25 protein-coding genes are annotated in these 24,522 nt (G+C 40.7%); 10 read left to right on the top strand and 15 right to left on the bottom strand.

Annotated features, from left to right (window positions below; translation table 11 throughout):
- Positions 1 to 36 precede the first annotated feature (36 nt).
- From PY091_RS03920 to PY091_RS03910, 3 genes are read right to left on the bottom strand one after another with little or no spacing between them, the layout of a single operon-like run.
- On the bottom strand, positions 37 to 2,241 hold the full coding sequence (locus tag PY091_RS03920) for a RelA/SpoT family protein (RefSeq protein ID WP_275648397.1): 2,205 nt from the start codon (positions 2,239 to 2,241) through the stop codon (positions 37 to 39).
- A 44-nt stretch (positions 2,242 to 2,285) separates the two neighbouring features.
- Complete coding sequence (locus PY091_RS03915) at positions 2,286 to 3,518, bottom strand: M48 family metallopeptidase (RefSeq protein ID WP_275648396.1); 1,233 nt, start codon at positions 3,516 to 3,518, stop codon at positions 2,286 to 2,288.
- A 3-nt stretch (positions 3,519 to 3,521) separates the two neighbouring features.
- Positions 3,522 to 4,343, bottom strand: a complete 822-nt coding sequence (locus PY091_RS03910) for a TrmH family RNA methyltransferase (protein ID WP_275648395.1) — start codon at positions 4,341 to 4,343, stop codon at positions 3,522 to 3,524.
- Between the two features lie 49 nt (positions 4,344 to 4,392).
- Between PY091_RS03910 and PY091_RS03905 the strand changes: the two genes are divergently transcribed.
- The gene (locus PY091_RS03905; RefSeq protein WP_275648394.1) at positions 4,393 to 5,184 is read left to right on the top strand and encodes a DUF6503 family protein; all 792 of its coding nucleotides are present in this window, start codon (positions 4,393 to 4,395) and stop codon (positions 5,182 to 5,184) included.
- Between the two features lie 197 nt (positions 5,185 to 5,381).
- Here PY091_RS03905 and PY091_RS03900 read toward each other — a convergent pair whose 3' ends face one another.
- The 6 genes from PY091_RS03900 to PY091_RS03875 all read right to left on the bottom strand — a co-directional run bounded on the left by PY091_RS03900 (position 5,382) and on the right by PY091_RS03875 (position 13,534).
- On the bottom strand, positions 5,382 to 6,680 hold the full coding sequence (locus PY091_RS03900; protein WP_275648393.1) for an amidohydrolase family protein: 1,299 nt from the start codon (positions 6,678 to 6,680) through the stop codon (positions 5,382 to 5,384).
- 11 nt (positions 6,681 to 6,691) lie between these two features.
- Positions 6,692 to 9,637, bottom strand: a complete 2,946-nt coding sequence (locus PY091_RS03895) for an amidohydrolase family protein (protein ID WP_275648392.1) — start codon at positions 9,635 to 9,637, stop codon at positions 6,692 to 6,694.
- Between the two features lie 59 nt (positions 9,638 to 9,696).
- Positions 9,697 to 10,770, bottom strand: coding sequence for a DUF3810 domain-containing protein (locus PY091_RS03890; RefSeq protein ID WP_275648391.1), 1,074 nt, complete (start codon positions 10,768 to 10,770; stop codon positions 9,697 to 9,699).
- 87 nt (positions 10,771 to 10,857) lie between these two features.
- On the bottom strand, positions 10,858 to 11,961 hold the full coding sequence (locus PY091_RS03885; protein WP_275648390.1) for a peptidylprolyl isomerase: 1,104 nt from the start codon (positions 11,959 to 11,961) through the stop codon (positions 10,858 to 10,860).
- 11 nt (positions 11,962 to 11,972) lie between these two features.
- Positions 11,973 to 12,521 carry a gliding motility-associated peptidyl-prolyl isomerase GldI gene (gene gldI / locus PY091_RS03880; RefSeq protein WP_275648389.1) on the bottom strand — a complete coding sequence of 183 codons (549 nt, stop codon included), beginning with the start codon at positions 12,519 to 12,521 and terminating at the stop codon, positions 11,973 to 11,975.
- Entirely contained in the window at positions 12,518 to 13,534 is a 1,017-nt protein-coding gene (locus tag PY091_RS03875; RefSeq protein WP_275648388.1) for a DHH family phosphoesterase, read from the bottom strand. Before PY091_RS03875 ends, gldI begins: the two co-directional genes overlap by 4 nt.
- Positions 13,535 to 13,608: 74 nt before the next feature.
- Between PY091_RS03875 and PY091_RS03870 the strand changes: the two genes are divergently transcribed.
- On the top strand, positions 13,609 to 14,643 hold the full coding sequence (locus PY091_RS03870; protein WP_275648387.1) for an alkaline phosphatase D family protein: 1,035 nt from the start codon (positions 13,609 to 13,611) through the stop codon (positions 14,641 to 14,643).
- 48 nt (positions 14,644 to 14,691) lie between these two features.
- A complete protein-coding gene (locus PY091_RS03865; RefSeq protein WP_275648386.1) occupies positions 14,692 to 15,111 on the top strand; it encodes a nucleoside-diphosphate kinase in 420 nt (139 codons plus the stop codon).
- 325 nt (positions 15,112 to 15,436) lie between these two features.
- Here the strand turns inward: PY091_RS03865 and PY091_RS03860 are convergent, their stop codons facing one another.
- Genes PY091_RS03860 through recF form a run of 3 tightly spaced genes read right to left on the bottom strand, consistent with a single transcriptional unit; the run spans position 15,437 to position 17,239 of the window.
- Positions 15,437 to 15,733: a DciA family protein gene (locus tag PY091_RS03860; RefSeq protein ID WP_275648385.1), complete on the bottom strand. Its 297-nt coding sequence runs from the start codon at positions 15,731 to 15,733 to the stop codon at positions 15,437 to 15,439.
- On the bottom strand, positions 15,733 to 16,155 hold the full coding sequence (locus PY091_RS03855; RefSeq protein ID WP_275648384.1) for a hypothetical protein: 423 nt from the start codon (positions 16,153 to 16,155) through the stop codon (positions 15,733 to 15,735). The genes PY091_RS03860 and PY091_RS03855 overlap by 1 nt, the downstream gene beginning before the upstream one ends.
- 4 nt (positions 16,156 to 16,159) lie before the next feature.
- On the bottom strand, positions 16,160 to 17,239 hold the full coding sequence (recF, locus tag PY091_RS03850; RefSeq protein WP_275648383.1) for a DNA replication/repair protein RecF: 1,080 nt from the start codon (positions 17,237 to 17,239) through the stop codon (positions 16,160 to 16,162).
- A gap of 127 nt (positions 17,240 to 17,366) precedes the next feature.
- On the opposite strand from recF, the gene PY091_RS03845 reads away from it, so the two are divergent.
- The 6 genes from PY091_RS03845 to PY091_RS03820 all read left to right on the top strand — a co-directional run bounded on the left by PY091_RS03845 (position 17,367) and on the right by PY091_RS03820 (position 22,552).
- Positions 17,367 to 18,128 (top strand): tetratricopeptide repeat protein, encoded by a 762-nt coding sequence (locus PY091_RS03845; protein WP_275648382.1) that lies wholly within the window; start codon positions 17,367 to 17,369, stop codon positions 18,126 to 18,128.
- 3 nt (positions 18,129 to 18,131) lie between these two features.
- Positions 18,132 to 18,614, top strand: a complete 483-nt coding sequence (ribH, locus tag PY091_RS03840; RefSeq protein WP_275648381.1) for a 6,7-dimethyl-8-ribityllumazine synthase — start codon at positions 18,132 to 18,134, stop codon at positions 18,612 to 18,614.
- Positions 18,615 to 18,791: 177 nt separating this feature from the next.
- On the top strand, positions 18,792 to 19,076 hold the full coding sequence (locus PY091_RS03835) for a riboflavin synthase subunit beta (RefSeq protein WP_275648380.1): 285 nt from the start codon (positions 18,792 to 18,794) through the stop codon (positions 19,074 to 19,076).
- Entirely contained in the window at positions 19,076 to 20,929 is a 1,854-nt protein-coding gene (gene mutL, locus PY091_RS03830) for a DNA mismatch repair endonuclease MutL (protein ID WP_275648379.1), read from the top strand. The genes PY091_RS03835 and mutL overlap by 1 nt, the downstream gene beginning before the upstream one ends.
- Positions 20,930 to 21,685 carry a rhomboid family intramembrane serine protease gene (locus PY091_RS03825; protein WP_275648378.1) on the top strand — a complete coding sequence of 252 codons (756 nt, stop codon included), beginning with the start codon at positions 20,930 to 20,932 and terminating at the stop codon, positions 21,683 to 21,685.
- Positions 21,686 to 21,688: 3 nt separating this feature from the next.
- A complete protein-coding gene (locus PY091_RS03820) occupies positions 21,689 to 22,552 on the top strand; it encodes a rhomboid family intramembrane serine protease (protein WP_275648377.1) in 864 nt (287 codons plus the stop codon).
- Here the strand turns inward: PY091_RS03820 and PY091_RS03815 are convergent.
- A complete protein-coding gene (locus PY091_RS03815; RefSeq protein WP_275648376.1) occupies positions 22,530 to 22,733 on the bottom strand; it encodes a hypothetical protein in 204 nt (67 codons plus the stop codon). The two genes, PY091_RS03820 and PY091_RS03815, sit on opposite strands and share 23 nt — an antisense overlap.
- A 67-nt stretch (positions 22,734 to 22,800) precedes the next feature.
- Here PY091_RS03815 and PY091_RS03810 point away from each other — a divergent pair, with 67 nt between their 5' ends.
- Positions 22,801 to 23,595, top strand: coding sequence for an endonuclease/exonuclease/phosphatase family protein (locus PY091_RS03810; protein ID WP_313790373.1), 795 nt, complete (start codon positions 22,801 to 22,803; stop codon positions 23,593 to 23,595).
- On the opposite strand, the gene PY091_RS03805 is transcribed toward PY091_RS03810, so the two are convergent.
- Together PY091_RS03805 and PY091_RS03800 are read right to left on the bottom strand one after the other, a co-directional pair.
- The gene (locus PY091_RS03805) at positions 23,584 to 23,892 is read right to left on the bottom strand and encodes a DUF6122 family protein (RefSeq protein WP_275648375.1); all 309 of its coding nucleotides are present in this window, start codon (positions 23,890 to 23,892) and stop codon (positions 23,584 to 23,586) included. The genes PY091_RS03810 and PY091_RS03805 overlap by 12 nt on opposite strands.
- The gene (locus tag PY091_RS03800; protein ID WP_275648374.1) at positions 23,885 to 24,517 is read right to left on the bottom strand and encodes a WbqC family protein; all 633 of its coding nucleotides are present in this window, start codon (positions 24,515 to 24,517) and stop codon (positions 23,885 to 23,887) included. The genes PY091_RS03805 and PY091_RS03800 overlap by 8 nt, the downstream gene beginning before the upstream one ends.
- Positions 24,518 to 24,522 lie beyond the last annotated feature (5 nt).

Below are 24,522 nucleotides of genomic sequence, written 5' to 3'. Positions count from 1 at the left end.
TCTACCTATGCTAATGCACAAAGGTACAGTTAAAAATTAAATTCTGGTCACTTTATCTATACCTTCCACTTGCTTTAAACTGTTCATCAACCTTTTAAGGATATTATTGTTTTTTACCACCAAAGTGATTTTTCCTTTAAAGGTGCCTCCGTCTGCACTGAAGTTGAGGTTGCGCATGTTGACATGCATGTTTTCGGAGATAATTTTTGTGATGTCCTTGACCAGCCCCATATTATCGATACCCGTAATTTGAATATCAACGGAGAATTCTTCCTGAGATGAGTCTATCCACTTGGCACTAATAATTCTGTAAGCGTAATTGGATTGCAATGAAATGGCATTGGGGCAGTTTTTTTTGTGCACCTTGATACCATCGTTGACACTCACAAATCCAAACACTTCGTCACCGGGAATTGGGTTGCAACATTGCGATAATTTATAATTGAGCCTTTCTTCTTCTTTTCCGAACACCAATAAATCGTACTTGGTGGTAATCTCATTTTTATCGATATCCTTAGGGGCAGGGGTCTTGCGTATCCTGTTCTTAAAGAAATTGATAAATGCATTGTGGTAGGAAGAGGAAAAATCCTTTAATTTCTCATTGTCTATAACGCCAATGCCCACCCTATAAAAGAGGTCCAAACTGGTCTTTAGCTTAAAAAAGGTCACCAGTTTATTTACCGTGTCCTCGTTCAAGGTTATTTTTTGGGCTTTTAGCTTACGGCGCAAAATTTCTTTGCCTTCTGCGGCCACCTCTTTTTTCTCTTCACTCAGTGAGGATTTGATCTTGGAACGTGCCCTTGCCGTTTCGGCATAATCCAACCATGTCTGTGTTGGTTTGGCACTTTCCGATGTTATGATCTCCACTTGGTCACCACTACGAAGCTTTGTGCCTAAGGGCACCAATTTTCCATTGACTTTTGCACCTCGGGTCTTCATCCCCACTTCTGTATGGATATTGAAGGCAAAGTCCAGTGCAGTAGCGCCTTTGGGCATGGATTTTAGGTCTCCCTTTGGAGTAAAAACAAATATTTCTTTGGAATATAGGTTGAGCTTAAATTCCTCCACAAAGTCTACGGCATTTCCATTGGCACTTTCGAGGGCTTCCTGAAGCTTGTTCAACCATTCTTCTATTCCTTGTTCTTTTTGGTTTCCGTGCTTGTATTTAAAGTGTGCCGCATATCCTTTTTCGGCAATTTCGTGCATCCGCTCACTTCGTATCTGTACCTCTACCCATTTACCCTTTGGTCCCATAACGGTGATATGTAGGGCCTCATAACCGGTAGATTTTGGTGAAGTGATCCAATCACGTAATCGAATAGGGTTGGGTGTAAAGTGGTCCGTAACAATGGAATAAATCTTCCAGGCCAGGAATTTCTCATTTTTCCGGTCGGATTTATAAATGATTCTTATGGCAAACTTATCATATACCTCCTCAAAGGTCACATTTTGGGCCTTCATCTTCCTACGGATGGAGAAGATGGATTTCATTCGCCCTTTTATATAGTAATTTAGTCCTTCCTTGTCCAATGAAGTCCTGATTACATTGGCAAAATCATCTATATAGGCTAAACTTTCCTCTTCTGTGTCTTCAATTTTGGCTTGAATATCCTCGTAAACATCCGGCTCGGTATATTTAAGCGCTAAATCCTCTAAGGCCGTTTTTATATTGTACAATCCTATTCTATGCGCCAGTGGTGCATATATGTACAAAGTTTCCGATGCAATTTTTACCTGCTTGTGCTCTGGCATGGAATCCATGGTGAGCATGTTATGGTACCGATCGGCAATTTTAATAATGATTACCCGTACATCATCATGAAGGGTAAGCAACATTTTACGGAAATTCTCAGCCTGTTGACTGATGTCCTTGTCCTTTTTTAAGTGGGCAATCTTGGTTAGCCCATCCACAATTCGGGCCACGGTTTCACCGAACATCCGTTCAATATCGTCCAAGGTATAGGGTGTGTCCTCAACAACATCGTGCAGTAGGGCAGAGGCGATGGAAACCGCATCCAATCCAATTTCCGAAGCCACGATCTTGGCAACGGCAATAGGGTGGAAGATGTATGCTTCCCCAGACTTTCTTCGCTGATCCTTATGGGCGTCCACGGCCACATCAAAGGCAGTACGAATCAATTTCTTGTCTTCATCCGTCAGCGTCTGGTAGCTTATGCGAAGTAATTCTTTGTACTGCTTCGCAATCTCCTTGTTCTCTTTTTCAATAGCAGCCTCTGTCATAGTATTTTAAATTTACTACAATCTTATTATCTAACCAACAAAATCTATGCCTTTAGGTTTCGGATACGCTCCACCAATGGCGGGTGGGAGTAGTGCACAAAAACGTAAGCAGGGTGTGGTGTTAAGTTGCTCAAACTTTTCTTGGACAATTTCTTCAGGGACGAAACCAAGGGTGTCGCAGCAAATGTCGTTTTTGCAAAATCATCGGCCTGGAACTCGAATTTTCTGGATAAATAGTTCATGATCAATCCTGTCAATTCCGAAATTGGACTGTACAACAAGGCAAACCCTACCAAAGCAGCATGAAAACTTGGTTTGGACACTCCGATGGCCAGCGATATTTCTGGGTGGTTGATGAACAACGATAGTATAAAAAGTGTGAGCCCAGTGGTCAATAAGGAAACCACAAGGTTCACGATGATATGTTTACGTTTGTAATGACCTACTTCGTGTGCCAGTACGGCTACGATTTCATCTTCGCTAAGGTCGTTTATCAAGGTGTCGAAAAGGGTGATACGTTTTTCTTTGCCGAAACCTGAAAAATAGGCATTTGCCTTAGTAGATCGTTTGGAACCATCGATCACAAATATATTCTGGAGCTCGAACCCTACTTTTTGGGCGTAGTTTTCGATGGAACTTTTAAGGCTTCCATCTTCAAGAGGTGTTTGTTTATTAAACAATGGAACGATTAACCTGCTGTAAAATAAATTGATGAACAAGATGAAAATGCCCACAGCAATCCATGTATAAATCCAAAAATTAGGGCCTGTGGATTGGTAGAACAGCATAAACAAGCTCAAAATACCACCTCCAAGAATAACCGTGAGAATACTGCCCTTGATTTTATCGGACCAAAAGGTGGATTTGGTGGTTTTGTTGAACCCGTACTCTTCCTCGATCACAAAGGTTCGATAATAGGAAAAGGGGAGGCCTAAAACGGCGCTTCCTAGCATTATGATGCCGAAGAATATCAAAGCCATTGAGATACTGTCCTCTGTTATGGAACGCGTGATTTGGTCTACCCATTCAAAACCTCCGAATGCTAGGAAACAGATGGTCAATACCAGTGAAAATCCATCGGAAATAACACCGAATTTGTAATTGGTCTGTTTGTATTTTTGTGATTTTTGATACTCGTCTTCATCAAAAACATCGGCAAGTTCAGGCGGTAAAGTTGATTTGAAACGCTTGGCGTTCAGGTATTCCAAATACTGGTGAACCAGGTATTGGACCACAAGAATGGCCAGGATAACATAAAAGAGTATATTTTTTTCCATAGCTTAAAATCCGCGCTGGCGCTTCGCCTCAAATATAAGTATTGCGGCGGATACCGAAACATTCATGGAGTCTATTTCTCCCTGCATCGGTATTATTATGTTTTGGTCGGAATTTTGAAGCCATGTTTCGGTAAGACCGGTAGCTTCCGTGCCCATTACTAGGCCCGAAGCAGCTTTAAAATCACAATCCACATAATTTTTGGAAGCGCTTAATGCAGCACAGTAAATTTTGATTTGGTTGGTTCTTAAAAAATCAATGATTTCGTCCGTTGTACCCACGCCAATTTGGTTGGTGAAAAGACACCCCACACTGGAACGGATTATGTTTGGACTATATAGGTCGGATTTGGGATTTGCGATAAGAACGGCATCCACTGCAGCAGCATCTGCGGTACGTAACAGTGCACCTATGTTGCCAGGTTTTTCAGGGGCCTCGGCAACCAACACCAAAGGTGTTTTGTTGGTAAAGGATATTTGGTCCAAACCGTGGTTCTTGGATTGTACTAGACCAAGAATACCCTCGGTGGTGGCACGATGTGCAATTTTACCATATACACTTTCTGAAACCTGCACAATTTCAGGGTCTGTGGCTTTGGTAAAAACATCTATGGAGCTAGAACCCATGATTTCTGGGCAAAAAAAGAGAGTCTGCAAATTGTATCCACCCTTTTGGGCCAATTCAATTTCTCGCTGTCCTTCCACTACAAAAAGACCACTTTTTCTCCTTTCTCGTGATTTCTCTTTTAGGAGCAGGACTTTCTTTATCAAAGGATTTTGGGTACTACTAATGAGTTTAGCTTCCATATTAATGGTAAAAATAGCCATTCCTGTAATTATAAAAAGGGGTTTTCGACCAACAGGTAAAATTTGAACCATGAACAAAATAACCACCCTATTACTTTTATTGGGCATAATAGCCTGCAAGCAAAATCACACATCCGATAAGAACCAACCATATGTTGAACAGGAAACTTCTGAAGAAAATACAATTTATCCAGATGCCTTATCGAAAGTTTTTGAGGCCCATGGGAGCTTAAAACAATGGAAAAAGCAACGTACTTTAACCTTTTTATTGCCAAAGACAAACTTCTCAGAAACTCATACTATTGATTTGTGGTCCAGAATGGATAGAGTGGATACCGAACAATTTTCCATGGGTTTTGATGGCGAACAAGCCTGGCTTATGAATGGAAGCGGGAATTATGAAGGTGATCCAGGGTTTTACCATAATCTGATGTTTTACTTCTATGCCATGCCTTTTGTTTTTGCGGATGACGGTATCATGTATTCCGAAGCCGAAGATTTGAAGTATGATGGAAAAAGTTATCCCGGAATTAAAATAGCCTACCGCTCTGGAGTTGGTGCCTCATCTAAAGATGAGTACTTCATCCATTTTAATCCTGAAACTTACGAGATGGCATGGTTGGGATACACCGTTACCTATCGATCAGGCGAAAGTTCGGAAAATGTAAGGTGGATCAATTATACTGATTGGCAGGAGGTGAACGGGCTGTTACTGCCCAAATCGATTACTTGGCACAATTACGAAGGCAGGCAAATTCTTGACCCAGTAAGTACGGTGACTTTTGAAAAGGTTATGTTGAGCCAGGGTCCTAATCCTGTATCTTTTTACGCCAGACCTGAAGAGGGAGAGTTTGTCAATTGACACTGAGAAACTAATAAGAATTGATTGTTCATTGTCAACCTGAACTTCATTTAGCTTCTCATATTTGTTTCACCATCAATTGGGTGAAATTCTGAAATAAATTCAGAGTAACGTTTTCCAAGTGTATTTGGTTGATTTTATAAGATAAAAAAAGGCGCTCGATGGAGCGCCTTTTTTAAATGGTCGGATCAATAACTCTATTGTCCTTGTTTTTCTCTTTCATATTTGCCCATGTACCTTTTCCAAAGTTCGGTCTGGTGTGTTTCCAAGGAAACATCCCTACCATCGATGTAAGCTTTGGTCAATTGGTTGGTCCTCATGTCCAAGGCATCACCTTCAGAGATAAAAAGCGTTGCGCTTTTGCCCTCTTCCAAAGTTCCGTACATATCATCTATGCCAAGGATTTTTGCTGTGTTTCCAGTAATCAATTTTAGAGCGGTTTCCTTATCCAACCCTTGTGCGACCGTTTGACCGGCGTAAAAGGCAAGGTTTCTGGTCTGGAAATTTGCAGCTTCCTCGTTTTGCAATCCTACCAATAATCCTGCATCTACCAATAATTTTGGCAGTTTGTAGGTAATGTCGTAATCATCGTCTTCAAAACTTGGAAGTGAATGTGTGCGCTCTACCAAAACCGGTACATTATGTTCTTTTAGCAAGTCCACAATTTTATTGGCACGGTATCCGCCAACGATTACCACGTTTTTAACGCCCATTTCTTTGGCCAAAGTTACGCCGTCGGTCATTTCTTTTTCCCCATCAGCGTGGATATAAAGTCGTTGTGACCCATCGAACAAACCTTGCATGGCAGCAAAAGGAAGGTTTTTCTCTTTTTCGGAAGCCTTTCCGTAGGCTATCGAATTTTGGAAAAACATTTTAATGTCGTTCATTTCTTTTCCATAATCCTTGTTTGGGATGAAGCCTCGTTCTTCGCCCATCCACCAACGACCTCTTCTAAAGAAGTTTGGCCAATTCATGTGAATGCCATCGTCTGTTTTTACGGCTGCATCTTCCCAGTTCCATGCATCGAATTGTACAATGCTGGAAGTTCCGGAAATAGTACCGCCAACAGGGGTGACCTGTCCAATGAGAACGCCATTTGGACGCATACTTTCCACTACTTTGGACTCTGCGTTGTAAGCGATCAAGGATCGCACATGTGGAATCATTTCACCAATCTCATCTTGGTCGTCACTGGCCCTGACCGCATCCACTTCTACCAAACCAAGGGATTTGGAAGGAGCGATAAACCCTGGGTATACGTGTTTGCCCTCGGCATTGATCATGGTCCCGATGGTCGGTGCCATTAGATCTGCTCCAATGGCCGTGATTTTTCCATCTTTAAAAATAATGGTACAGTTCTCTATGACCTCTCCATTCCCAATATGTGCCGTAGCTCCAATAATGGCAATCTGTTCGGATTGAGGTGGTGCCGGGGTTTGTTGTGCGTTTGTTGAAACCCCAAAAACAATTGCTATGATTAAAAATATTCTTTTCATGGTCTATTTTTTTAAAGGGTGTCACAATTAAACTCTTGTTTCTTGCTCTGAACAGGAGTTCTGGATTTACCACCCTTCTTGTTCTCGTTCAACATCATTCCAATCAACTGATTACGTTCCTTTTTGATGGACTCCCTTAGCTGCTTGTCTTTTTCCAAGTCGAAATACACTTTGCCCTCTATTAGGGTTTTTTCAGCTTTTGCATAAACAGACAACGGGTGGTCGGTCCAAAGAACAACATCAGCATCTTTACCTTCTTCAATACTACCAACTCTGTCATCCAAATGAAGTAATTTAGCCGGGTTCAATGTTACCATTTTCCAAGCTTCAATTTCTGACATACCTCCATATTTTACAGTCTTACCAGCTTCTTGGTTCAATCTTCTGGACATTTCGGCATCATCACTGTTTATGGCAACGGTAACACCTTGACTGGTCATAATTGCTGCATTGTACGGTATAGCATCGTTTACCTCGTACTTATAGGCCCACCAATCACTAAATGTTCCACCACCAACACCATGTTCGGCCATCTTGTCGGCTACTTTGTAACCTTCCAAAATATGGGTAAAGGTGTTTACGCGGAAATCGAATTTCTCAGCGACTTTCATCATCATGTTGATTTCACTCTGTACATAGGAGTGGCAAGAAATGAATCGTTCTCCGTTCAAAATTTCGGCCAATGTTTCCATCTCCTCATCATGTCGGTATGGCTGTCCGCTCTTTTTCTTTTCATCGTATTCCTTGGCTCTTTGGAAGTAATCCGTGTAGACTTGTTCAACACCCATTCTTGTTTGTGGAAACCTGGAATAACTGCCCCAGTTGGATTGTTTTACGTTTTCACCCAAGGCAAACTTGATGAATTTGGGAGAGTTTTCGAATACCATGTTTTGGGCACTTTCGCCCCATTTTAATCTCATTACCGCCGATTGGCCACCTATTGGATTGGCAGAACCATGAAGCAATTGAGCAGAGGTTACACCACCTGCCAAATCACGGTAAATCGCTACGTCTTTAGGATCGATAACATCTTCCATGCGCACTTCGGCAGAGGAGTTATGGCCACCTTCGTTTATGGAAAGAGCGGCAATATGGGTGTGCTCGTCTATAATACCTGCGGTTAAGTGTTTGCCGGTAGCATCTACAACCGTGGCACCACCTGCACGTAAATCTTTACCCACTTTGGAAATTTTTCCATTTTTAATCAGTACATCTGTGTTTTCCAAAATGGTCTCACCTGTCCAAACTGTAGCATTCTTGAAAAGGATACTTTCCTGTTTTGGTTTTTCCTTATAGCCAAAACCGACATTTGGATATGTCACGGCCATAAGTTCTGGTTTTTCTACAGCTTCCTCTTCTTTGGATTTTTCTTCGAAAGGTGAGGTCTTGGTCATACTTGCCGAAGTTTCGTTGCCGTTTGGTAGAACAACATTTCCTTTTATGGTTTTAAAACCGGGCAAGACCTGTGCTACCATTCGGAAAGAACCAACATTGTCCTCGCTGAAGGAAATATTTAACCAATCGGATGAGTAATCTATTTTGGAATCTATTTTTTCATCACCTTTTTTGATCTCCGCTTTTGGCTTATCGGCACTGCCGGTCAAAGATACTTTGTATGTTGTACCATTAATGGCAAGATCATAGTCGCCACGAATGTCGATTACGTCCATGCTCTCCACAATATTCTTGTTTCCTTGAACCCAGTTTTCGTAAAGGGTGGTTCCCTTGTCAAAAATATCGCCCGATGTAATCAAGAAATTGGCTTGGCTACCTGGTTGAAGAGATCCTATTTCATCTGATTTTCCTAAAATGGATGCCGGAATCGTTGTTAAGGCTTCAAGTGCTTTTGTTTCTGAAAGACCATAAGTGATGGCTTTCATGATATTTCCTTTTAAATCTTTTGGGGATTTAAGCCCATGCAATGTAATGGAAAACTCCACACCATTGTCTGCCAATACTTTTGGATTGGATGGAGCTAGGTTCCAATGCCTCATATCTTTTAAGGCAATATATTTTGCTTGGTAAGGATTGGAAACGTCGAACGCATCTGGGAAGTTAATGGGCAAAATCAATTTGGCGTTGGTCGCTTTGATTTCATCAATACGTTCGTATTCATCTCCTCCGGCCAAAATAGTATACTGAATTCCAAAAAGGTCGCCAATTTTATCAGCTCTCAATACATTTCCGTTGTCGCCAGCCGCATAAATCTGCGTTAACCCTTGGTTTTTAATAAGGGCTTCCAAGGAACGGTCTTTGGTGTCCACATTACCCTTATTGTACCAATCCATATCGTAATACACTTGACGCATCAAAGCCATGGAGCCCATTAGGGACCCTGGATAGGATTGTCTGGATGCACGACTTTTTTCAAAAGAAAAATATTGTGCCGATTTGTCGGAAAGGATTCGTTGTGCTTCGGAAGCATCATCGTTCAAAGTAACCAATAGACCCGTTCCTCTGGCAATGCCATCTTCGATATGTGCGTTGATTGTACCGAAACCAGCATTTCTCAACTCTTTTGCCTTTTTGGCATCATAGGAAAAACTGTTTATGGCGTCGTTTTCTGGCATAATGTGATCGTTCCAATAGAACCCTTCTCTAGATGGGCCATATTGTGCAGATCTGCCTCCTCCACTAGCTCTTTCTGGTAGTTTTACACCAAATCCAGAAAATACATCTATAAATGATGGATAGATGGATTTACCACTCATATCCTCAACGATAGCATTTTTTGGAATGTTAACTGATTTGCCCACCTGTACTACTTTGCCATTTTGGATAAGCAAAGTACCGTTATTGATTACTTGAGTGGGGGTAACATAAATCTTGGCATTGGTAAATGCCGTGTAATTGTTGTTCTTCTTTGCCTTTACACCATCATTTATGGGGAAATAATCCTGTGCAAACAAAGAAACACTGCCCATGAATAGAAACAGTGCTAAAAGTTTAATTTTCATAAGGTTTGAATTGAATTAGTCGGTTTAAAGATAACCTTTGTGAAAGGACTCCGCAAGTTTCAAAGTTGACTCGAATGCTGTTTTTGGTAGTTCACCATATAGCCCACGACAGCATTGTAACTTTTGATGCCGTCCTTTTGGTTGTTTGCCTTTAAAAAAGTGTTGAACACGGATTTAAATATGGGTTCCAATGGGTTCTCATATTTTTCCCAAAATTTTCGCAATTCATTAAAATTTTCTTTCACCCCCTGATTAATGGTCATCACAACTTGATTGTATTTTGCCTCATCTTTTTGGTAAAGGTCCGCTAGGCAATAGCCCAATGCATGGTTGTATGCAGAGTATTTAAAATAAGGGTCGTTGCTTTGTGATGTAACCAAAAAACCTATGAAATTAGTGGCCCCTTCCGCCGAGTAACCCAATTGATGTGCGACTTCGTGACCGCTGACCGTTGGCAACCTGAATTTAGGTGTTACTCCGTTCACTTGTGCTTCGTTGGTAAATGGGTTAAGGTAGCCTCCATATCCCATAAAAGTTAGGGGTACACTATAAATGGAGGATTTTAAGCTACGATGCTCGTATTTGAAATCGGGAAATTGATGCGCAAAATTTTCATAAGCTTCTTCAGTTTTGGCAAAGATTTCTTTTTTCGCATAGGGAATGTGTACAGGTAAAATGGTATCTCCAGTGAGCTGCTGCTGATATTGATTTGATTTTTCGACGATATGCTGGGTCAATTCCACCAACTCATCAACCGTGTATTCATTTTGAATATTTAGCTTCCAAGTTATAGGTTGGCGATGATAATTCAGGCCCCACAATAGATGAAAGGAAAAATAAACGATGGATAGAGCAACTGCAATATCCTTTATGAAATAAAGCGGTTTTTGTTTAATGCGTTTCCAGTGTTTGTATACATATCTAATGGCTAAAATCACCAAAGTGGTATAGATCAAATCACCAAAGGAAAAGGGAATCCAGCCCAAAAGAATTCTTAAAAAGCCTGAAATGTATGGGTATACACCGTTGCTATAATAGTTTTCGATAAAGTTGGGGTAGCTACCGGCCCAAAGTACCAGTATAATTTGTAGGGGTAGCGCAAAGGCGATAATGGTCTTGGTTTTCTGTCCCATCAAAAAATAAAAGCGTTGTGAAAATTGAACATAAAAAAAGCCGCACGGAAAAGTACGGCTTTTTTATGTTTGTTCATTTGAGTTTTATTATTGGACTCCGACTATTTCCACATCGAAAACCAAAGTTGAACCACCTGGAATAGGTCCGTAGTCGTTGTCTCCATACCCTAAGTGGGGTGGAATGAACAAACGTACTTTGTCACCGACCTTCATGGTCAACAAACCTTCACGGAATCCTGCCGCCAATTGTGCATCAGGGCTATAATCCATCGGGAATGGTTGGTACCCGCCTTGGTCTCTTCTGCCAGGGTTCAATTGGTTGAATTGGATGGCTACTTCTTCAATATTACTATCAAAAAGATCTCCATTGAACAACCAGCCTGCATAGTTTACCAATGCTTTTTGACCAATTTTAGGTTGTTCCCCATCTCCTTCTTTCAATTTAAGGATACGCAGTCCGCTAGCTGTTTCTTCCGCTTCATTGATCTGTTCGGTAAATTGTGCGGCCAAATCCTCTTTCATTTTAATGAATGCTTCCTCGGCTGCTTTAGCTTCTTCGAAATAATCGCTCATAATTTGAACAGCATCAAATTGTCTGGCTTCTTTGCCATTGCGAATAATTTCTACATGATCCATAACAATGTCAGTTGTCGGTTTATCCCTTTGCCCGGTTTTAACATTGGCAATGGTATCCACTACATCCATTCCGGCAACTACCTCGCCAAAAATGGTGTGTTTGTCATCGAGCCAAGGGGTAGGGGCATGGGTGATAAAAAATTGACTGCTATTTGTTTTTGGTCCTCTGTTTGCCATAGATAGAAGTCCTTTTTTGGAGTGCCTCAAAGAATCGTTGAACTCATCTTTAAAGGTGTAACCAATGCTGCCGCTTCCTGTTCCGGTTGGATCTCCTCCCTGAATCATAAAATCTTTGATGACCCTGTGAAAAATGATACCGTCGTAAAACTTCTTTTCTTTGTATTCATCACTAACAAATGGGTTGTTGCCCTCTGCCAAAGAAACAAAGTTGGCCACGGTCACCGGAGTTTTTTTGTATTCCAATTGAATAATGATATCTCCCTTAGTGGTTTGGATATCCGCAAAAATACCATCGCCCAAATCGGCATATTTGCTCGATTTGCACCCCAAAACAAAGAGCAACAAAAGCGGAATGATATAAAGTGATTTCTTCATGTTTACTTTTTTTAGTTTAAACTGTCGTTATCTATTATGATTGTGTGTAATTCTACAGATGATTGAATAGGTGTTTTTGGACCGATGGCTTTATTGTCTCCTTGGTATCCGTAAGCTACGGGAGATGGAAACAAAAAGGTGGCTTTCTCGTTTATTTTTAAAAGCTTTACCGCATTTTGGAGTCCGGGGAACAACTGTTGCTTGTCGATCACATGGGATGTTGGCCCAATTTCTTCGGCCGTATAAATGGTGTCTCCATTCATGCTCATCAAATTGTAGGTAAATAAAATTTGATCACCGGTTTTGGGCAGATAGCTAGCTGTATCGTTTTTGGTCTCGAAATAATACCAGAATCCATTTGGACTTGATAGGTATTCGTGAACTGTGTCTTTGGAAATAATCTCCTGAATCGCTTTTTCCTCTTCTGCCAATAATTGTTTGGTCCGCTCTATGGATTCTTTGTAAAAACTGCCCGTCTTAACCTCTACTGGTTTTCTTGGCTCAGGGCCACCGCAACTCACAATGATTACTGCCAATAGTATGACTCCAACAAATCTCATGGGTTCAATTTATCTTTATAATTTTTCAAAATTCCATTGAAATAGGCAATGGTATCTTCCATGCTCATTTCACTTCTTCCTCCGGCCGCATTATTGTGTCCTCCACCATTAAAATGCTCTCTTGCAAATTCGTTAACCGAAAAATCCCCGATGGATCGCAAGGAAATCTTTATAATGCCCTCTTCACGGTTTTCTATAAATATGAGGGCAAAAATAATCCCTTCCAAAGTTAAACCGTAATTAACGAAACCTTCTGTATCTCCCTTCTTAAAATCGTATTGGTCCAGTTCATCTTGCGTTAATGTAATGTATGCGGTTTTATATTCCGGTAGAATTACCATGTTGCTCAAAGCTACGCCCAACAAGTGCAAACGGGAAGGGGAATTGGTGTCGAACACCTCTTGGTGGATGGCCATGTTGTCTGCTCCCTTGTCTATTAAATCGGCCACCACTCGATGTGTTTTGCTCGATGTGGAACGGTATTTAAAGGAGCCCGTATCCGTCATAATGCCCGTGTACAGGTTTGTGGCCATATCGGCATCAATCAAATCGGTTTCCCCTAAGAAAGCAATAAAATTATACACCATTTCACAGGTAGAACTCATGGAAACATCAGAGTAGGTCACCTTGGCATAGTCGCTTGGCTGTTGGTGGTGATCGATCATAATGAAATCTGCCGCTGCTTCTTGCAAACTTGTTTCCATTTGACCAACACGGGATAGGTCGTTAAAATCCAAGGTGAAAATTAGGGAAGCTCCTTCAATGATTTCTTTGGCTTTTGGGTTTTCCCTTTCAAAATTGATTACCGTATCATTTCCCGGCATCCATTTCAGGAATTTTGGATAGTCGTTCGGAGCTACCACATGCACGGTATGCCCCTTTGCCTTTAAAAAACCATAAAGTGCCAAACAGGATCCCATGGCGTCCCCATCTGGATTTCTATGAGGGATGATTGCTATCTTCTGAGGTTGGGAAAGAATCGACTTTACTGTCGTGATATCCGCTGAATTCATGCGGCCAAATATACAATAATATAATATAGAGGTAACTTGGTTTATCCTTATTTTTGGATCTGTAAAAATACATCATGAAGCATTTTAATATTTTCTTGGTCGCAGTGGTTCTGTTTTCAGCTTGTAAAAATAAAGAGCAGAAAACCACGGTGGCAGAGGAGCAATCAGTACCAGATTTTGTTGTAGCCTTTGGCTCGTGCAATATGTCGCAAGAACCGAATCCGTTTTGGGATGATATTCTGCAAGAGAACCCCGATGTCTGGATTTGGGGAGGGGATATTGTTTATGCGGATACAGACGATGTTGATCGATTAAGGTCTATTTATGCCATGCAGGATACCGTGGCCGGATACAACAAGTTAAGAAATGAGGTGCCGATAATAGGAACATGGGACGATCATGATTTTGGTGTGAACGATGGAGGTTCGGATTTTGCTATTAAAGCTGAAAGCCAACAAGTGTTTTTGGATTTTATGAGAGTGCCCCAGGATAGTGAAAGACGGTCACAAGAGGGGGTTTATGCTTCCCACGATTACGAAGTGCCCGAGGGCAAGATAAAAGTAATCGTTTTGGATACCCGCTATTTTAGGAGCGATCTCATAGAAGATGAAGATTCCAACAAACGCTATAAGCCTACCATGGACTCTACAGCTACCGTGCTGGGTGAAGTGCAATGGAAATGGTTGGAGAACGAGCTTAATGGCTCCGATGCGGATTTTAATTTGATTATGTCCAGTATTCAGGTTTTATCCGGAGAGCATGGTTTCGAAACTTGGGGCAATTTTCCTTTGGAAGTGGAAAAATTGGAGCAAACGATAACCCAATCAGGGGCAAAAGGTGTGATCATTTTATCAGGTGACCGACATATTTCCGAATTCTCCAGAGCGGAGGTCCATGGCTTATCGTATCCTTTGGTGGATTTTACCAGCAGTGGACTTACCCATTCTTATTTTAGCTTTAGCGGTGAACCTAATAAACATCGTGTAGGTGAGGTGGTTTCAGATAAGAGTTATGGTATTATCAACCTAAATATAAAGGATAAGGAAGCAGAATTTAAGATAATGGGAGACAACGGCGAAGTGTTGCAAGAGTTAAAACAAAGCTATTGAGCCTTGTACCTTGATTTAAAAAGCTTAAGTTTGCGCAAAATTTAAAAAATGACTGGAAATAGAACATTTACCATGATTAAGCCTGATGCTGTAGAAAACGGACACATCGGTGCAATTTTGGATAAAATTACGGCTGCTGGATTTAAGATTGTGGCCATGAAGTACACACAATTGAGCAAGAGGGATGCCGAAATATTCTATGCCATCCACAAAGAACGTCCATTTTTTGGCGAGTTGGTAGAGTTCATGACAAGAGGTCCTATTGTTGCGGCCATTTTGGAGAAGGACAACGCTGTTGATGATTTTCGTGCTTTGATCGGGGCAACAAACCCAGAAGAAGCTGCAGAAGGTACCATCAGAAAATTGTATGCTGCCAGTATCGGTGAAAATGCCGTACACGGTTCGGATAGCGATGAAAATGCTGCTATCGAAGGAGCGTTCCACTTTTCAGGAAGGGAAATCTACTAGTCTAGCTACAAGATATTGATAAAAAAAAGCCACCTTTTTGGGTGGCTTTTTTATTTGTTCCGTACTTGTCACGGAATTTCAGCAATGGTTTTGCAGATTTGTCATTCTGAAGGAGCATGTGACTGAAGAATCTCTATTTCAAAAGCTAATAAAAGGGAAGGATTTAAGTTCAAGATCAAAGATTCTTCGCTTCACTTCGACTCCGTTCAGCGCACCAGCTCAGAATGACCAGGAAAGGTATTCGCGGCCATTCGTTGAATTTGTGTCAAATGATACCCAACCGATTATTGATGAGATGCTGAAACAAGTTCAGCATGATGTCGAGTTATCGCAAAACCAATTTTTTCACCAATTCCTTGCCCAGTTCCTCATTGATCATTTTAATGATCTTGGTTTTTCCCAAACTCAATTCTTCTCGCAATACAGAAGAGTTGAGTGATACGTAAAGTGTTTCATTTTTTAGCTCAACGGCGGATGTATAGTTGTTGACCCCATTGCCCATCAGTTTTACCCATGCTTCTCTGGCATCCACCTTGTCCATGCCTTTTTGCAGCTTGTTCTCTTGGATGAATTCGCTCAGTGCTTCGCTCAGCGGAATATGGGAACTGTGTCGTTTGGCCATTACTGTGGTATTTTTATAGGTTCAAATCTCTTGTATTTGTAGGTGACACCTTCTTGGTTGGTTACAGCAAAGGACACCGAATCCAAAGCAACCAACTTTTCTTCCCATTCGCTGAACTCACTTTTGTAACGAAGTGTATAGGTTTCATTGATTTGCGAAACTTCAAAATTTTCAACATCATTGGAGGTGTCATATGAGCCATCGAACTGGGGTTTCATTTTTTTTCGATAGCCTTTTTTCTCTTTCAATTGAATAAAATCAATACTGGGATTTAATCCGTATTCTTTGGTGAATCCATCAGGGAATTCCACTTCTGATATTTCCCAATAACCGTTCAAATAGGTCAAATCTTTTTCAGTTATGGAAGAATCTTTACAGCTCCATAACAATAAAATCAATAAAAGGGGAAGAATGCGTTTCATGTTCCTACAAGGTAAATATTTTATAACTCTGATGAATGTTTTTAACTACATTTTCCGTTCGGTCGGCATGTGTGTCGCTTATGAAGATCTGACCAAAATTATCATCTTTGACCAGTCCCACAATATGGGATACACGGTTCTCATCTAACTTGTCAAAAATATCATCCAACAATAGAATGGGAGTAGTATCCGCCATTTGTTTGATGAAATGGAATTGCGCCAGTTTTAGAGCGATCAAAAAGGATTTTTGCTGGCCTTGGCTGCCAAATTTTTTGATGGGATGGCCTGCAATCGTAAAGCTGAGGTCATCCTTGTGAACACCAACGGAAGTATATTGCAAGGCTCTGTCTTTCTCAATATTACTTTTCAGGAGATCTAAAAGATTGTCGTCGCTCAATTGACTTTCGTAGGCAAGGTCAATTTGCTCGTCCTTCTCCGAAATATGATGATACTGTTCTTTGAAAATTGGCAAAAAGGAATCAATAAAATCAACCCTTTTTTGGTGTATTGCCGTTCCCAAGGTATTCATTTGTTCGTTGTAAATGCTCAAGGTATCGGAGTCAAAAGTGCGGTTGGCTGCAAAATATTTTAAAAGAGAGTTCCGTTGGGATACCACCTTGTTGTATTTGATGAGGTTTTGCAGATAGACCTTGTCCGATTGCGAGATTACCCCGTCCATAAATTTTCTTCGGGTGTCGCTACCCTCAAGAATTAGATCACGATCGGACGGTGAAATGATCACCAAGGGCAAAAAACCAATGTGCTCGGAAAACTTTTCGTAAGGTTTACCATTGCGTTTGATCACTTTTTTAGTTCCTTTTTTAAAAGAACATAGAATTTTTTCCGTCCTATTGTTCTTCTCAAATTCCCCTTCGATCACAAAAAAATCGGTGCCGTGTTTTATGTTTTGGGTAGATACCGGGTTAAAGTAACTTTTGCCAAAGCATAAATGGTAGATAGAGTCCAAAACATTGGTCTTTCCTACGCCATTGTCACCAACCAAACAGTTGATCACAGGGTCGAAATCCAGGGTCTTGGAATCAAAATTTTTGTAATTGACTAAAGATAAATGTCTTAAAAACATAAAAAATTAGAGAAACAAAATGGGTTTAAAAGGTTGCCCTTCTTTTGAGGGATTCCAAAAATAACGAATAAATTAGCTTTTGGTTTTGGATAAAAACTTTATTTTTGCGCGACCAATTAAATGACGGATGGCAACATACAAGAAGAGAGGCTTTAAGCCAAAAAATAAGGAGGAGGAAGCTCAGATAGAAGAACACGACAGTACTACGGCTGAAGTATTCAATACTTTGGACGAAGGTGCTTCCAAGACCGAAGAGTGGGTTCAAAAGAACCAAAACTACATTTTGGGCGTAATTGGAGTCGTTGCAATCGGTGTACTGGCCTACTTGGGCTACCACCAATTTATACAGAATCCAAAAGAAGCTTCCGCAGCAAACGAACTATTTTACCCGCAACAATATTTTGATCAAGCCTTGGTTAGTGAAACCGAGAAGGATTCGTTGTTCACACTGGCATTGAACGGTGCCCAAGGTAAATATGGCTTTTTGGATATTATTGAAGAGTACAGTGGAACAAAAGCGGCCAACTTGGCCAAGTATTCTGCTGGTATGACTTATCTGAACTTGAAGCAATATGACCAAGCCATTGAACATTTGGAAGGTTTTACTTCTGATGATGACATAATGGGTGCTATGGCCAAAGGTGGAATCGGGGATGCATTTTCTCAATTGAACCAGTCGGAAGACGCTCTGGACTATTATGAGAAAGCGGTTTCACACAGTGATAATGAATTCACAGCTCCTAGATTTTTGTACAAAGCAGGAGTTGTAGCCTTGGACTTGGGCGAAAAAAGTAAAGCGTTAGGATATTTTGAGCGAATCAAAGAGGAATATCCCAACTCACAAGAAGCCAATAGTGTTGACGCCCTAATTGGTTTGGCGCAAAACTAAAATATGGCCACAGAGAATAAAAACTTATCCGTTTACGATAAAAATACAGTCCCAAACGCGAAGGATCTTCGGTTTGGGATTGTTGTTTCTGAATGGAACGATGAAATTACAGAGGCCCTTTACAAGGGTGCGGAAGAAGCTCTTTTGGATTGCGGGGCCCTTCCAGAAAATGTGATACGATGGAACGTTCCGGGCAGTTTTGAACTGACTTTTGGTTGTAAAAAAATGATTCAAACGGAAGAAGTTGATGCCATAGTTGCTATTGGCAGTGTTATTCGTGGAGAAACCAGTCATTTTGATTTTGTTTGCAGTGCAACGGCCCAAGGCATCAAGGATTTAAACGTTAATTATGATGTTCCCGTGATTTTCTGTGTGCTTACCGACGATAATATCGAACAATCCAGGGCAAGAAGTGGTGGCAAGCATGGAAACAAAGGAACCGAGGCTGCCATCGTTGCCATACAAATGGCTATGTTGGGCAAGTAAGCCTACGTAACGAAATAAAGCTCAATCTTTAGCGCAAGTTCAAATTGAGTTACTCTTACAATACAACAATCCAACAATCCAATCATCCATATATGGGTTGTTAACATTTTTTGGGACTATCCCCCAAACCTTTTTTCCTAATTTGAGTACCTTTGAGGTAATAGCTACAAGGATATCATGCGAAACCCCTTAAAACTTAGGAAAAATAAGAGCTTCGATTACTCTCCCAGATATTATAAGGGTGAGGGGAATCCTTATAAAATTGAGCATAAATTAGATAAATTTAGAACAACGGCACAGTCTACCAGGGGTCTCAAAAATAAGTTCACCTCTGCAATGGACGATCTACAGACCGAAGGGGATAAAAATTTAAAACTTCGGTTCTGGATCATAGTGGCAGTATTGGTGTTGGTGTTCCTTTTTATCATCGATTTTGATCTATCAATATTCCTGAATCCATAATGGCGGACATCATTAAACTTTTACCGGACCATGTCGCTAATCAGATAGCAGCAGGGGAAGTGGTGCAACGGCCAGCTTCTGTAGTAAAGGAACTAATGGAAAATGCCATAGATGCCGGTGCTTCTTCCATTAAATTGATTATAAAGGACGGCGGTAAAACGCTTATTCAAGTAGTGGACGATGGTAGTGGTATGAGCGAAACGGATGCCCGTTTGTCTTTCGAGCGTCATGCTACCTCCAAAATATCCTCGGCCCAAGATTTGTTCAATTTGGAAACCAAAGGTTTTCGTGGTGAAGCTCTAGCCTCAATAGCCGCTATTGCCCATGTGGATATGCAAACACGAACTGCTGCGAGCGAAGTAGGGACACATCTTAAGATTGAAGGGAGCAAAATAGTTTCCCAAGAAGTGGTGGCCACACCAAAGGGGACTTCCATATCAGTAAAAAATCTTTTTTTCAATATTCCCGCTAGGCGTAATTTTTTAAAGTCCAATCAAGTGGAACTTCGCCATATCACCGATGAGTTTCATCGCGTGGCCATGGTGCACCCGAATGTTGAATTTCATTTTTATAACAACGGATCGGAAATATTCAATCTACCCAGTGCAAAGCACCGGCAGAGGATCGTGCATATTTTTGGCAGTAAGATGGAACATCGTTTGGTGCCGGTAACGGAAGAGACCGACGTGGTTAAGGTATCAGGATTTATCTGTAAGCCAGAATATGCCAAAAAGAGTAGGGGTGAACAGTTCTTTTTTGCCAATAACCGATATATTAAAAGTCCATATTTGCATCATGCTGTGGTCGCTGCTTTTGAAGGTTTGATCAAGTCCGAAACCTATCCAGGTTATTTTTTGTTCCTGGATGTAGATCCTGCTTCCATAGATATCAATATTCATCCGACCAAAACCGAGGTCAAGTTTGATGATGAGAATACCCTTTATGCAATTTTACGTTCTACCATAAAACATAGCTTGGGACAATTCAATGTGGCCCCAGTGTTGGATTTTGATCATGATCCCAATTTGGACACACCCTATGCTTATAAAGAGAAAGGTGCTGTAATCCCAAAAGTTACCGTAGACGCCAGTTTTAATCCGTTTGAAGAGGCAACAACGGCAAGAAAGGGCGGATCGGGCAGTAATTTCCGTAAGCAAAGTTCTAAAGGATGGGAAGACCTGTACGAGGGACTTGGGAGCCAGAACGAGCACCAAGAGTTCAGTAGTGTGGTAATCGAATCTGAAAGTGAGGAGCAGGGTACCTTATATTCCGGTGAAGGGATAGAGGAGCATTTAGCGAGCACATTTCAGTTGAGACGTAAGTATGTAGTGAGTACCGTAAAATCCGGAATGCTTGTCATCCATCAAAATAGAGCCCATGAACGGATTCTTTTTGAAAAGTTTTTGGGAGAGATCACCGTTAAAGAAGGCGTGAGCCAACAGTTGCTTTTTCCATTGGAATTGAACTTTAATAAGCAAGAGTTGACTGTGTTACAGGAAATCCATGAAAGTCTGACAAACATTGGTTTTATATTTGAGAGTTTGGAACACGAAACTGTAAAAGTGACAGGAGTACCCATGATGGTCCCAGAAAGTGGGATCGGCACGGTATTGGATCGCTTGATTGCGGATTATATGGAGGGCTATGGCGATGGTTCCATTTCGCAGGCCGAAATGTTGGCAAAGGCACTAAGTAGAAATCTTGCGGTGCGTACCGGTGATGTTCTTGATGCCGAGTCGCAATTAATGCTGGTCAACAACCTATTTGCATGTAAGGAACCTGACTTGAGTCCTTTTCAAAAAATAACGTACACCATTATCTCCGAGGGAGATATCGATAAAAAATTCAATTAGATGGGTAGAATGACCGAGGCAGTAAAGCATTTATTGATCATTAACGTGATCTTGTTTTTTGCCACTCAAATTTATGGAGAGCAACTGTACCAATGGTTGGCACTTTGGTTTCCGGAAAGTGAGAACTTTAAAACCTGGCAAATAATTACCCATATGTTCATGCATGGCGGTTTTATGCACATTGCATTTAATATGTTTGCACTTTGGATGTTCGGAACCCCCGTTGAACGAGTTTTGGGCAAAAATCGTTTTCTATTTGTTTATTTTTCAGCAGGTCTAGGAGCAGTGCTGTTCCAATTGGGGTATTATTATTTCAATTTTTTACCGGCCCAAGCGGAAATGCTAAGTACTGGACTTTCAAATCAACAAATATTGGACATGATGTCTTCTAATCGGTTGATAGATGGATTGAGTGAAGTTCAGGTATCTACCGTGAGAGCGGTTATGCCCGAATACGCTCAAATTTATTATGCTAGTATGGTCGGTGCATCGGGTTGTATAATGGGTGTTTTGGCGGCTTTCGGCATGATGAACCCAGAAGCGAAATTAATGTTGATATTTTTGCCGATTCCAATAAAGGCTAAATATTTTATACCAGGAATCATACTATTGGATGTTATTTCGGCAATTACGGGCCAATCGTTTTTTAGCCCTAGTAATACGGCTTACATGGCTCACGTTGGTGGGGCAATTACAGGATTTATAATTATGTGGTACTGGAAAAGGAACCAGTTCAACAATAATCGATGGGATTAATATATGATGAGTGGCGGACTACGATATCAATTTGCAAGACTTAGCATTGCGGAAAAGCTGATTGTCGTCAATGTACTTATATTTTTGGTGGACGGACTTTCTAGGGCCTTGTTCGGGCAATCGTTCGCCCATTGGTTCCATTTGCCAAAGGATTTTTTCGAGTTTTTATCACAACCTTGGTCGCTGATAACGTATTCTTTCTTTCACTCAGGATTTGGACATATTTTTTGGAATATGCTCGTTCTCTATTTTGCCAGTAGAATCTTCTTGAACCTTTTTGATTCCCAACGCTTCATCAATGTCTATTTTTTGGGTTTGATGTTGGGTGGACTGGTGTTTCTACTTAGTTATAATGTATTCCCGACTTTGGTCAACTCCAATGCCGCCCTTATCGGAGCATCTGCAGGTGTCAATGCGGTACTGATTTTTGTTTGCGCCTATCTCCCGAACCAAGAGGTCAGGGTTATCTTTTTTAATATCAAGCTTTGGTACATAGGCGCCGCCCTGGTAGTCAAGGATTTGGTGCTAATAGGAATGGGGGAGAACATTGGCGGGGGAATGGCCCATTTGGGCGGTGCATTATTGGGATATGTTTATGCGCGACAGTTGTTTAAAGGGAATGATATCGGGGCTGGTTTCACCAAGTTTAGAAACGCCATAATAGCACTTTTTAAGCCCAAGGAAAAAAAGGCGCCATTAAAAACGGTTTACAAAAAAAAGGCATCCACTAACATTAAGGAAGGTTACGATAAACAGGCCAAGCAACGTAAGATCGATACTATTTTGGATAAAATAAGTAAGTCGGGATATGAAAGCTTGTCTAAAGAAGAAAAGGACTTTTTGTTTAAGGCTGGAAAGGAGGATTGATAAAGGTGAAAAAATCAATTTCGATATGGGGTAAAGCGGTTTTCGCAATCAATATATTGGTGGCTTTTCTGCTTTTGTTTTCCGGTGTTATATCGTTTTTGCCGTTTTCTTTTGTCTCTGGATTTGCCGTATTGAGTTTATTTGTTCCTTTTCTTTTTGCATTCAATGTGTTATTTCTCATTTATTGGATTCTTCGATTGAGAAAACACTTCTTATTATCCCTGTTTGCTATTTTGGTTGGTTATGCCATGTTTGGGTCCTTTTATGGAGTTAACGGCGCAGAATCCAAAGAAACACAATCTTCAGACTTAAAAATAATGTCTTTTAATGCTTGGGGTTTTAATAAAAATGGTTGGATTAAAAAACCAGGTGTGGGTGATAGTATTATTGAGTTTATAAAGGAAAAGGACCCGGATATCATCTGTATTCAGGAACATAATCGGATAAGATACAAACAGTTGGCACAATATCCCTATCGGAGTGAAACGCCTTATTCTGTTCCTAGGACCATACAGGCTATTTTCTCTAAATATCCCATTGTTGGAAATGGATCATTGGATTTACCAGGGACCATCAATAATATTATTTATGCTGATATTGTGTATAATCAGGATACTGTTAGGATTTACAACACACATTTACAGTCTTTTAGCATAATACCAAGTACCGATAATTTTTCAGATGGTGAAAAATCGGAAAGAACATACAAACGATTGGTCAGTACATTTTCCAAACAATTGGAGCAGGCTGAATTTTTTAGGGAACATATTAAAAAAAGTCCGCACACCAATTTGGTTTGTGGAGATTTCAACAATACACAGTTTTCCAATGTATATAAGATTGTAAAAGGGGATTTACAGGATACATTCTTGGAAGAGGGTAGTGGTTTTGGCCGAACATATGATCTATGGAAAATCCCGTTGAGGATAGACTATATTTTGGCAGACCAAGACTTCGAGGTATTGTCCCACCAAAATTTTGATGAGCGGCTTTCCGATCATTACCCTGTTATGGCTACTTTGAGATTAAATTCACATGAGTAAACAGTCCATGGTATCTGCAAAAATGTGCAAGATCAAGGCGAGACCAACAATTCGAGTAGTCTTGAAAAATGGCAAAATCGCATATACCAATATGGCCAAGTAGCTGTGTAACGCATGAAAACCAACACTGCACCGATTTGGATCATATAGCGGAGTTGCCCAAAGATGGTCGATATCAATTACGATTCCCGCCAATAATATTAGCGCAACCTTTACTCCATCCTTTTTAAAAAAACAAAAAGCAATGATCACTGGAACCAAAAAATGTATTCCATAATGAATCAGATGCCTATACATTTTTTAAATCTAAAGGTAAGTTCTTCAAATAGTTGAGCGTGTTCGTCCCTTCGTTAAAAAGCAGGTCCAAGATGCTCAAGTTGGGGATAAATCCATGTCGTTCCTCAAAAACCTGTGTATAAGGCATAATACCCCAATCCTTCTCTTTTTTGGCTTCTACCAGAAAACGGGCATCAGTATAATTTGTTGGTTCGGTTTGGTAAGTGGGTGTGGTTTCCTCAGCAAGTTGAATACCAATGCATTCAGCAATGGCTTGCACCGTTTTTAAGTTGAACTCGAATAGGTTGTCATCCGAGCCCTCGTAAAGCGGCCGTATTTCATCTTCGTAAAACTCAAAAAACGGAGAAGTCCTGTAGGCTGTTTCCAATGTTCGCCAATGTTCCTTTTTCCAATTATAACTGTTTTCCGTGGATACATCGAAATATTTTTGACGGCCTTCTTTACCTCCCACATGTTTTATGGGAATATTGAGCATGTGCTTGCCTTTGTCAGTTGAAATATAACAACGGTTGCGATAGGTCTGCTTCTGAAAATTGTCGTGTGCTTCCCATATTACATCATGCTGGACTATAGCTGCATACGTTGCTATACTTGGAAAATATGCTGGATGGACAAGAATTTTCAAAGAAA

This window comes from Flagellimonas okinawensis (assembly GCF_029194005.1).
Taxonomy (GTDB): Bacteria; Bacteroidota; Bacteroidia; order Flavobacteriales; family Flavobacteriaceae; genus Flagellimonas; species Flagellimonas okinawensis.
Note: the sequence above shows the minus strand (reverse complement) of the source record. Positions and strands in the feature narration are given on the sequence as shown.

What these genes read in the sequence shown, in the direction of transcription:
- mutL (WP_275648379.1), top strand. Translation starts at nt 19,076, where the DNA reads ATGGCGGACATCATTAAACTTTTACCGGACCATGTCGCTAATCAGATA.
- PY091_RS03835 (WP_275648380.1), top strand. Translation starts at nt 18,792, where the DNA reads ATGCGAAACCCCTTAAAACTTAGGAAAAATAAGAGCTTCGATTACTCT.
- PY091_RS03885 (WP_275648390.1), bottom strand. Translation starts at nt 11,961, where the DNA reads ATGAAGAAATCACTTTATATCATTCCGCTTTTGTTGCTCTTTGTTTTG.
- PY091_RS03905 (WP_275648394.1), top strand. Translation starts at nt 4,393, where the DNA reads ATGAACAAAATAACCACCCTATTACTTTTATTGGGCATAATAGCCTGC.
- PY091_RS03900 (WP_275648393.1), bottom strand. Translation starts at nt 6,680, where the DNA reads ATGAAAAGAATATTTTTAATCATAGCAATTGTTTTTGGGGTTTCAACA.
- PY091_RS03845 (WP_275648382.1), top strand. Translation starts at nt 17,367, where the DNA reads ATGGCAACATACAAGAAGAGAGGCTTTAAGCCAAAAAATAAGGAGGAG.
- PY091_RS03805 (WP_275648375.1), bottom strand. Translation starts at nt 23,892, where the DNA reads ATGTATAGGCATCTGATTCATTATGGAATACATTTTTTGGTTCCAGTG.
- PY091_RS03855 (WP_275648384.1), bottom strand. Translation starts at nt 16,155, where the DNA reads ATGAAACGCATTCTTCCCCTTTTATTGATTTTATTGTTATGGAGCTGT.
- PY091_RS03825 (WP_275648378.1), top strand. Translation starts at nt 20,930, where the DNA reads ATGGGTAGAATGACCGAGGCAGTAAAGCATTTATTGATCATTAACGTG.
- gldI (WP_275648389.1), bottom strand. Translation starts at nt 12,521, where the DNA reads ATGAGATTTGTTGGAGTCATACTATTGGCAGTAATCATTGTGAGTTGC.
- PY091_RS03920 (WP_275648397.1), bottom strand. Translation starts at nt 2,241, where the DNA reads ATGACAGAGGCTGCTATTGAAAAAGAGAACAAGGAGATTGCGAAGCAG.
- PY091_RS03815 (WP_275648376.1), bottom strand. Translation starts at nt 22,733, where the DNA reads ATGAGAAATAACACATTGAATGCAAAAAGAAAAGGAACAAATAAACTC.
- PY091_RS03890 (WP_275648391.1), bottom strand. Translation starts at nt 10,770, where the DNA reads ATGGGACAGAAAACCAAGACCATTATCGCCTTTGCGCTACCCCTACAA.
- ribH (WP_275648381.1), top strand. Translation starts at nt 18,132, where the DNA reads ATGGCCACAGAGAATAAAAACTTATCCGTTTACGATAAAAATACAGTC.
- PY091_RS03865 (WP_275648386.1), top strand. Translation starts at nt 14,692, where the DNA reads ATGACTGGAAATAGAACATTTACCATGATTAAGCCTGATGCTGTAGAA.
- PY091_RS03875 (WP_275648388.1), bottom strand. Translation starts at nt 13,534, where the DNA reads ATGAATTCAGCGGATATCACGACAGTAAAGTCGATTCTTTCCCAACCT.
- PY091_RS03860 (WP_275648385.1), bottom strand. Translation starts at nt 15,733, where the DNA reads ATGGCCAAACGACACAGTTCCCATATTCCGCTGAGCGAAGCACTGAGC.
- recF (WP_275648383.1), bottom strand. Translation starts at nt 17,239, where the DNA reads ATGTTTTTAAGACATTTATCTTTAGTCAATTACAAAAATTTTGATTCC.
- PY091_RS03870 (WP_275648387.1), top strand. Translation starts at nt 13,609, where the DNA reads ATGAAGCATTTTAATATTTTCTTGGTCGCAGTGGTTCTGTTTTCAGCT.
- PY091_RS03820 (WP_275648377.1), top strand. Translation starts at nt 21,689, where the DNA reads ATGATGAGTGGCGGACTACGATATCAATTTGCAAGACTTAGCATTGCG.
- PY091_RS03915 (WP_275648396.1), bottom strand. Translation starts at nt 3,518, where the DNA reads ATGGAAAAAAATATACTCTTTTATGTTATCCTGGCCATTCTTGTGGTC.
- PY091_RS03810 (WP_313790373.1), top strand. Translation starts at nt 22,801, where the DNA reads ATGTTTGGGTCCTTTTATGGAGTTAACGGCGCAGAATCCAAAGAAACA.
- PY091_RS03910 (WP_275648395.1), bottom strand. Translation starts at nt 4,343, where the DNA reads ATGGCTATTTTTACCATTAATATGGAAGCTAAACTCATTAGTAGTACC.
- PY091_RS03895 (WP_275648392.1), bottom strand. Translation starts at nt 9,637, where the DNA reads ATGAAAATTAAACTTTTAGCACTGTTTCTATTCATGGGCAGTGTTTCT.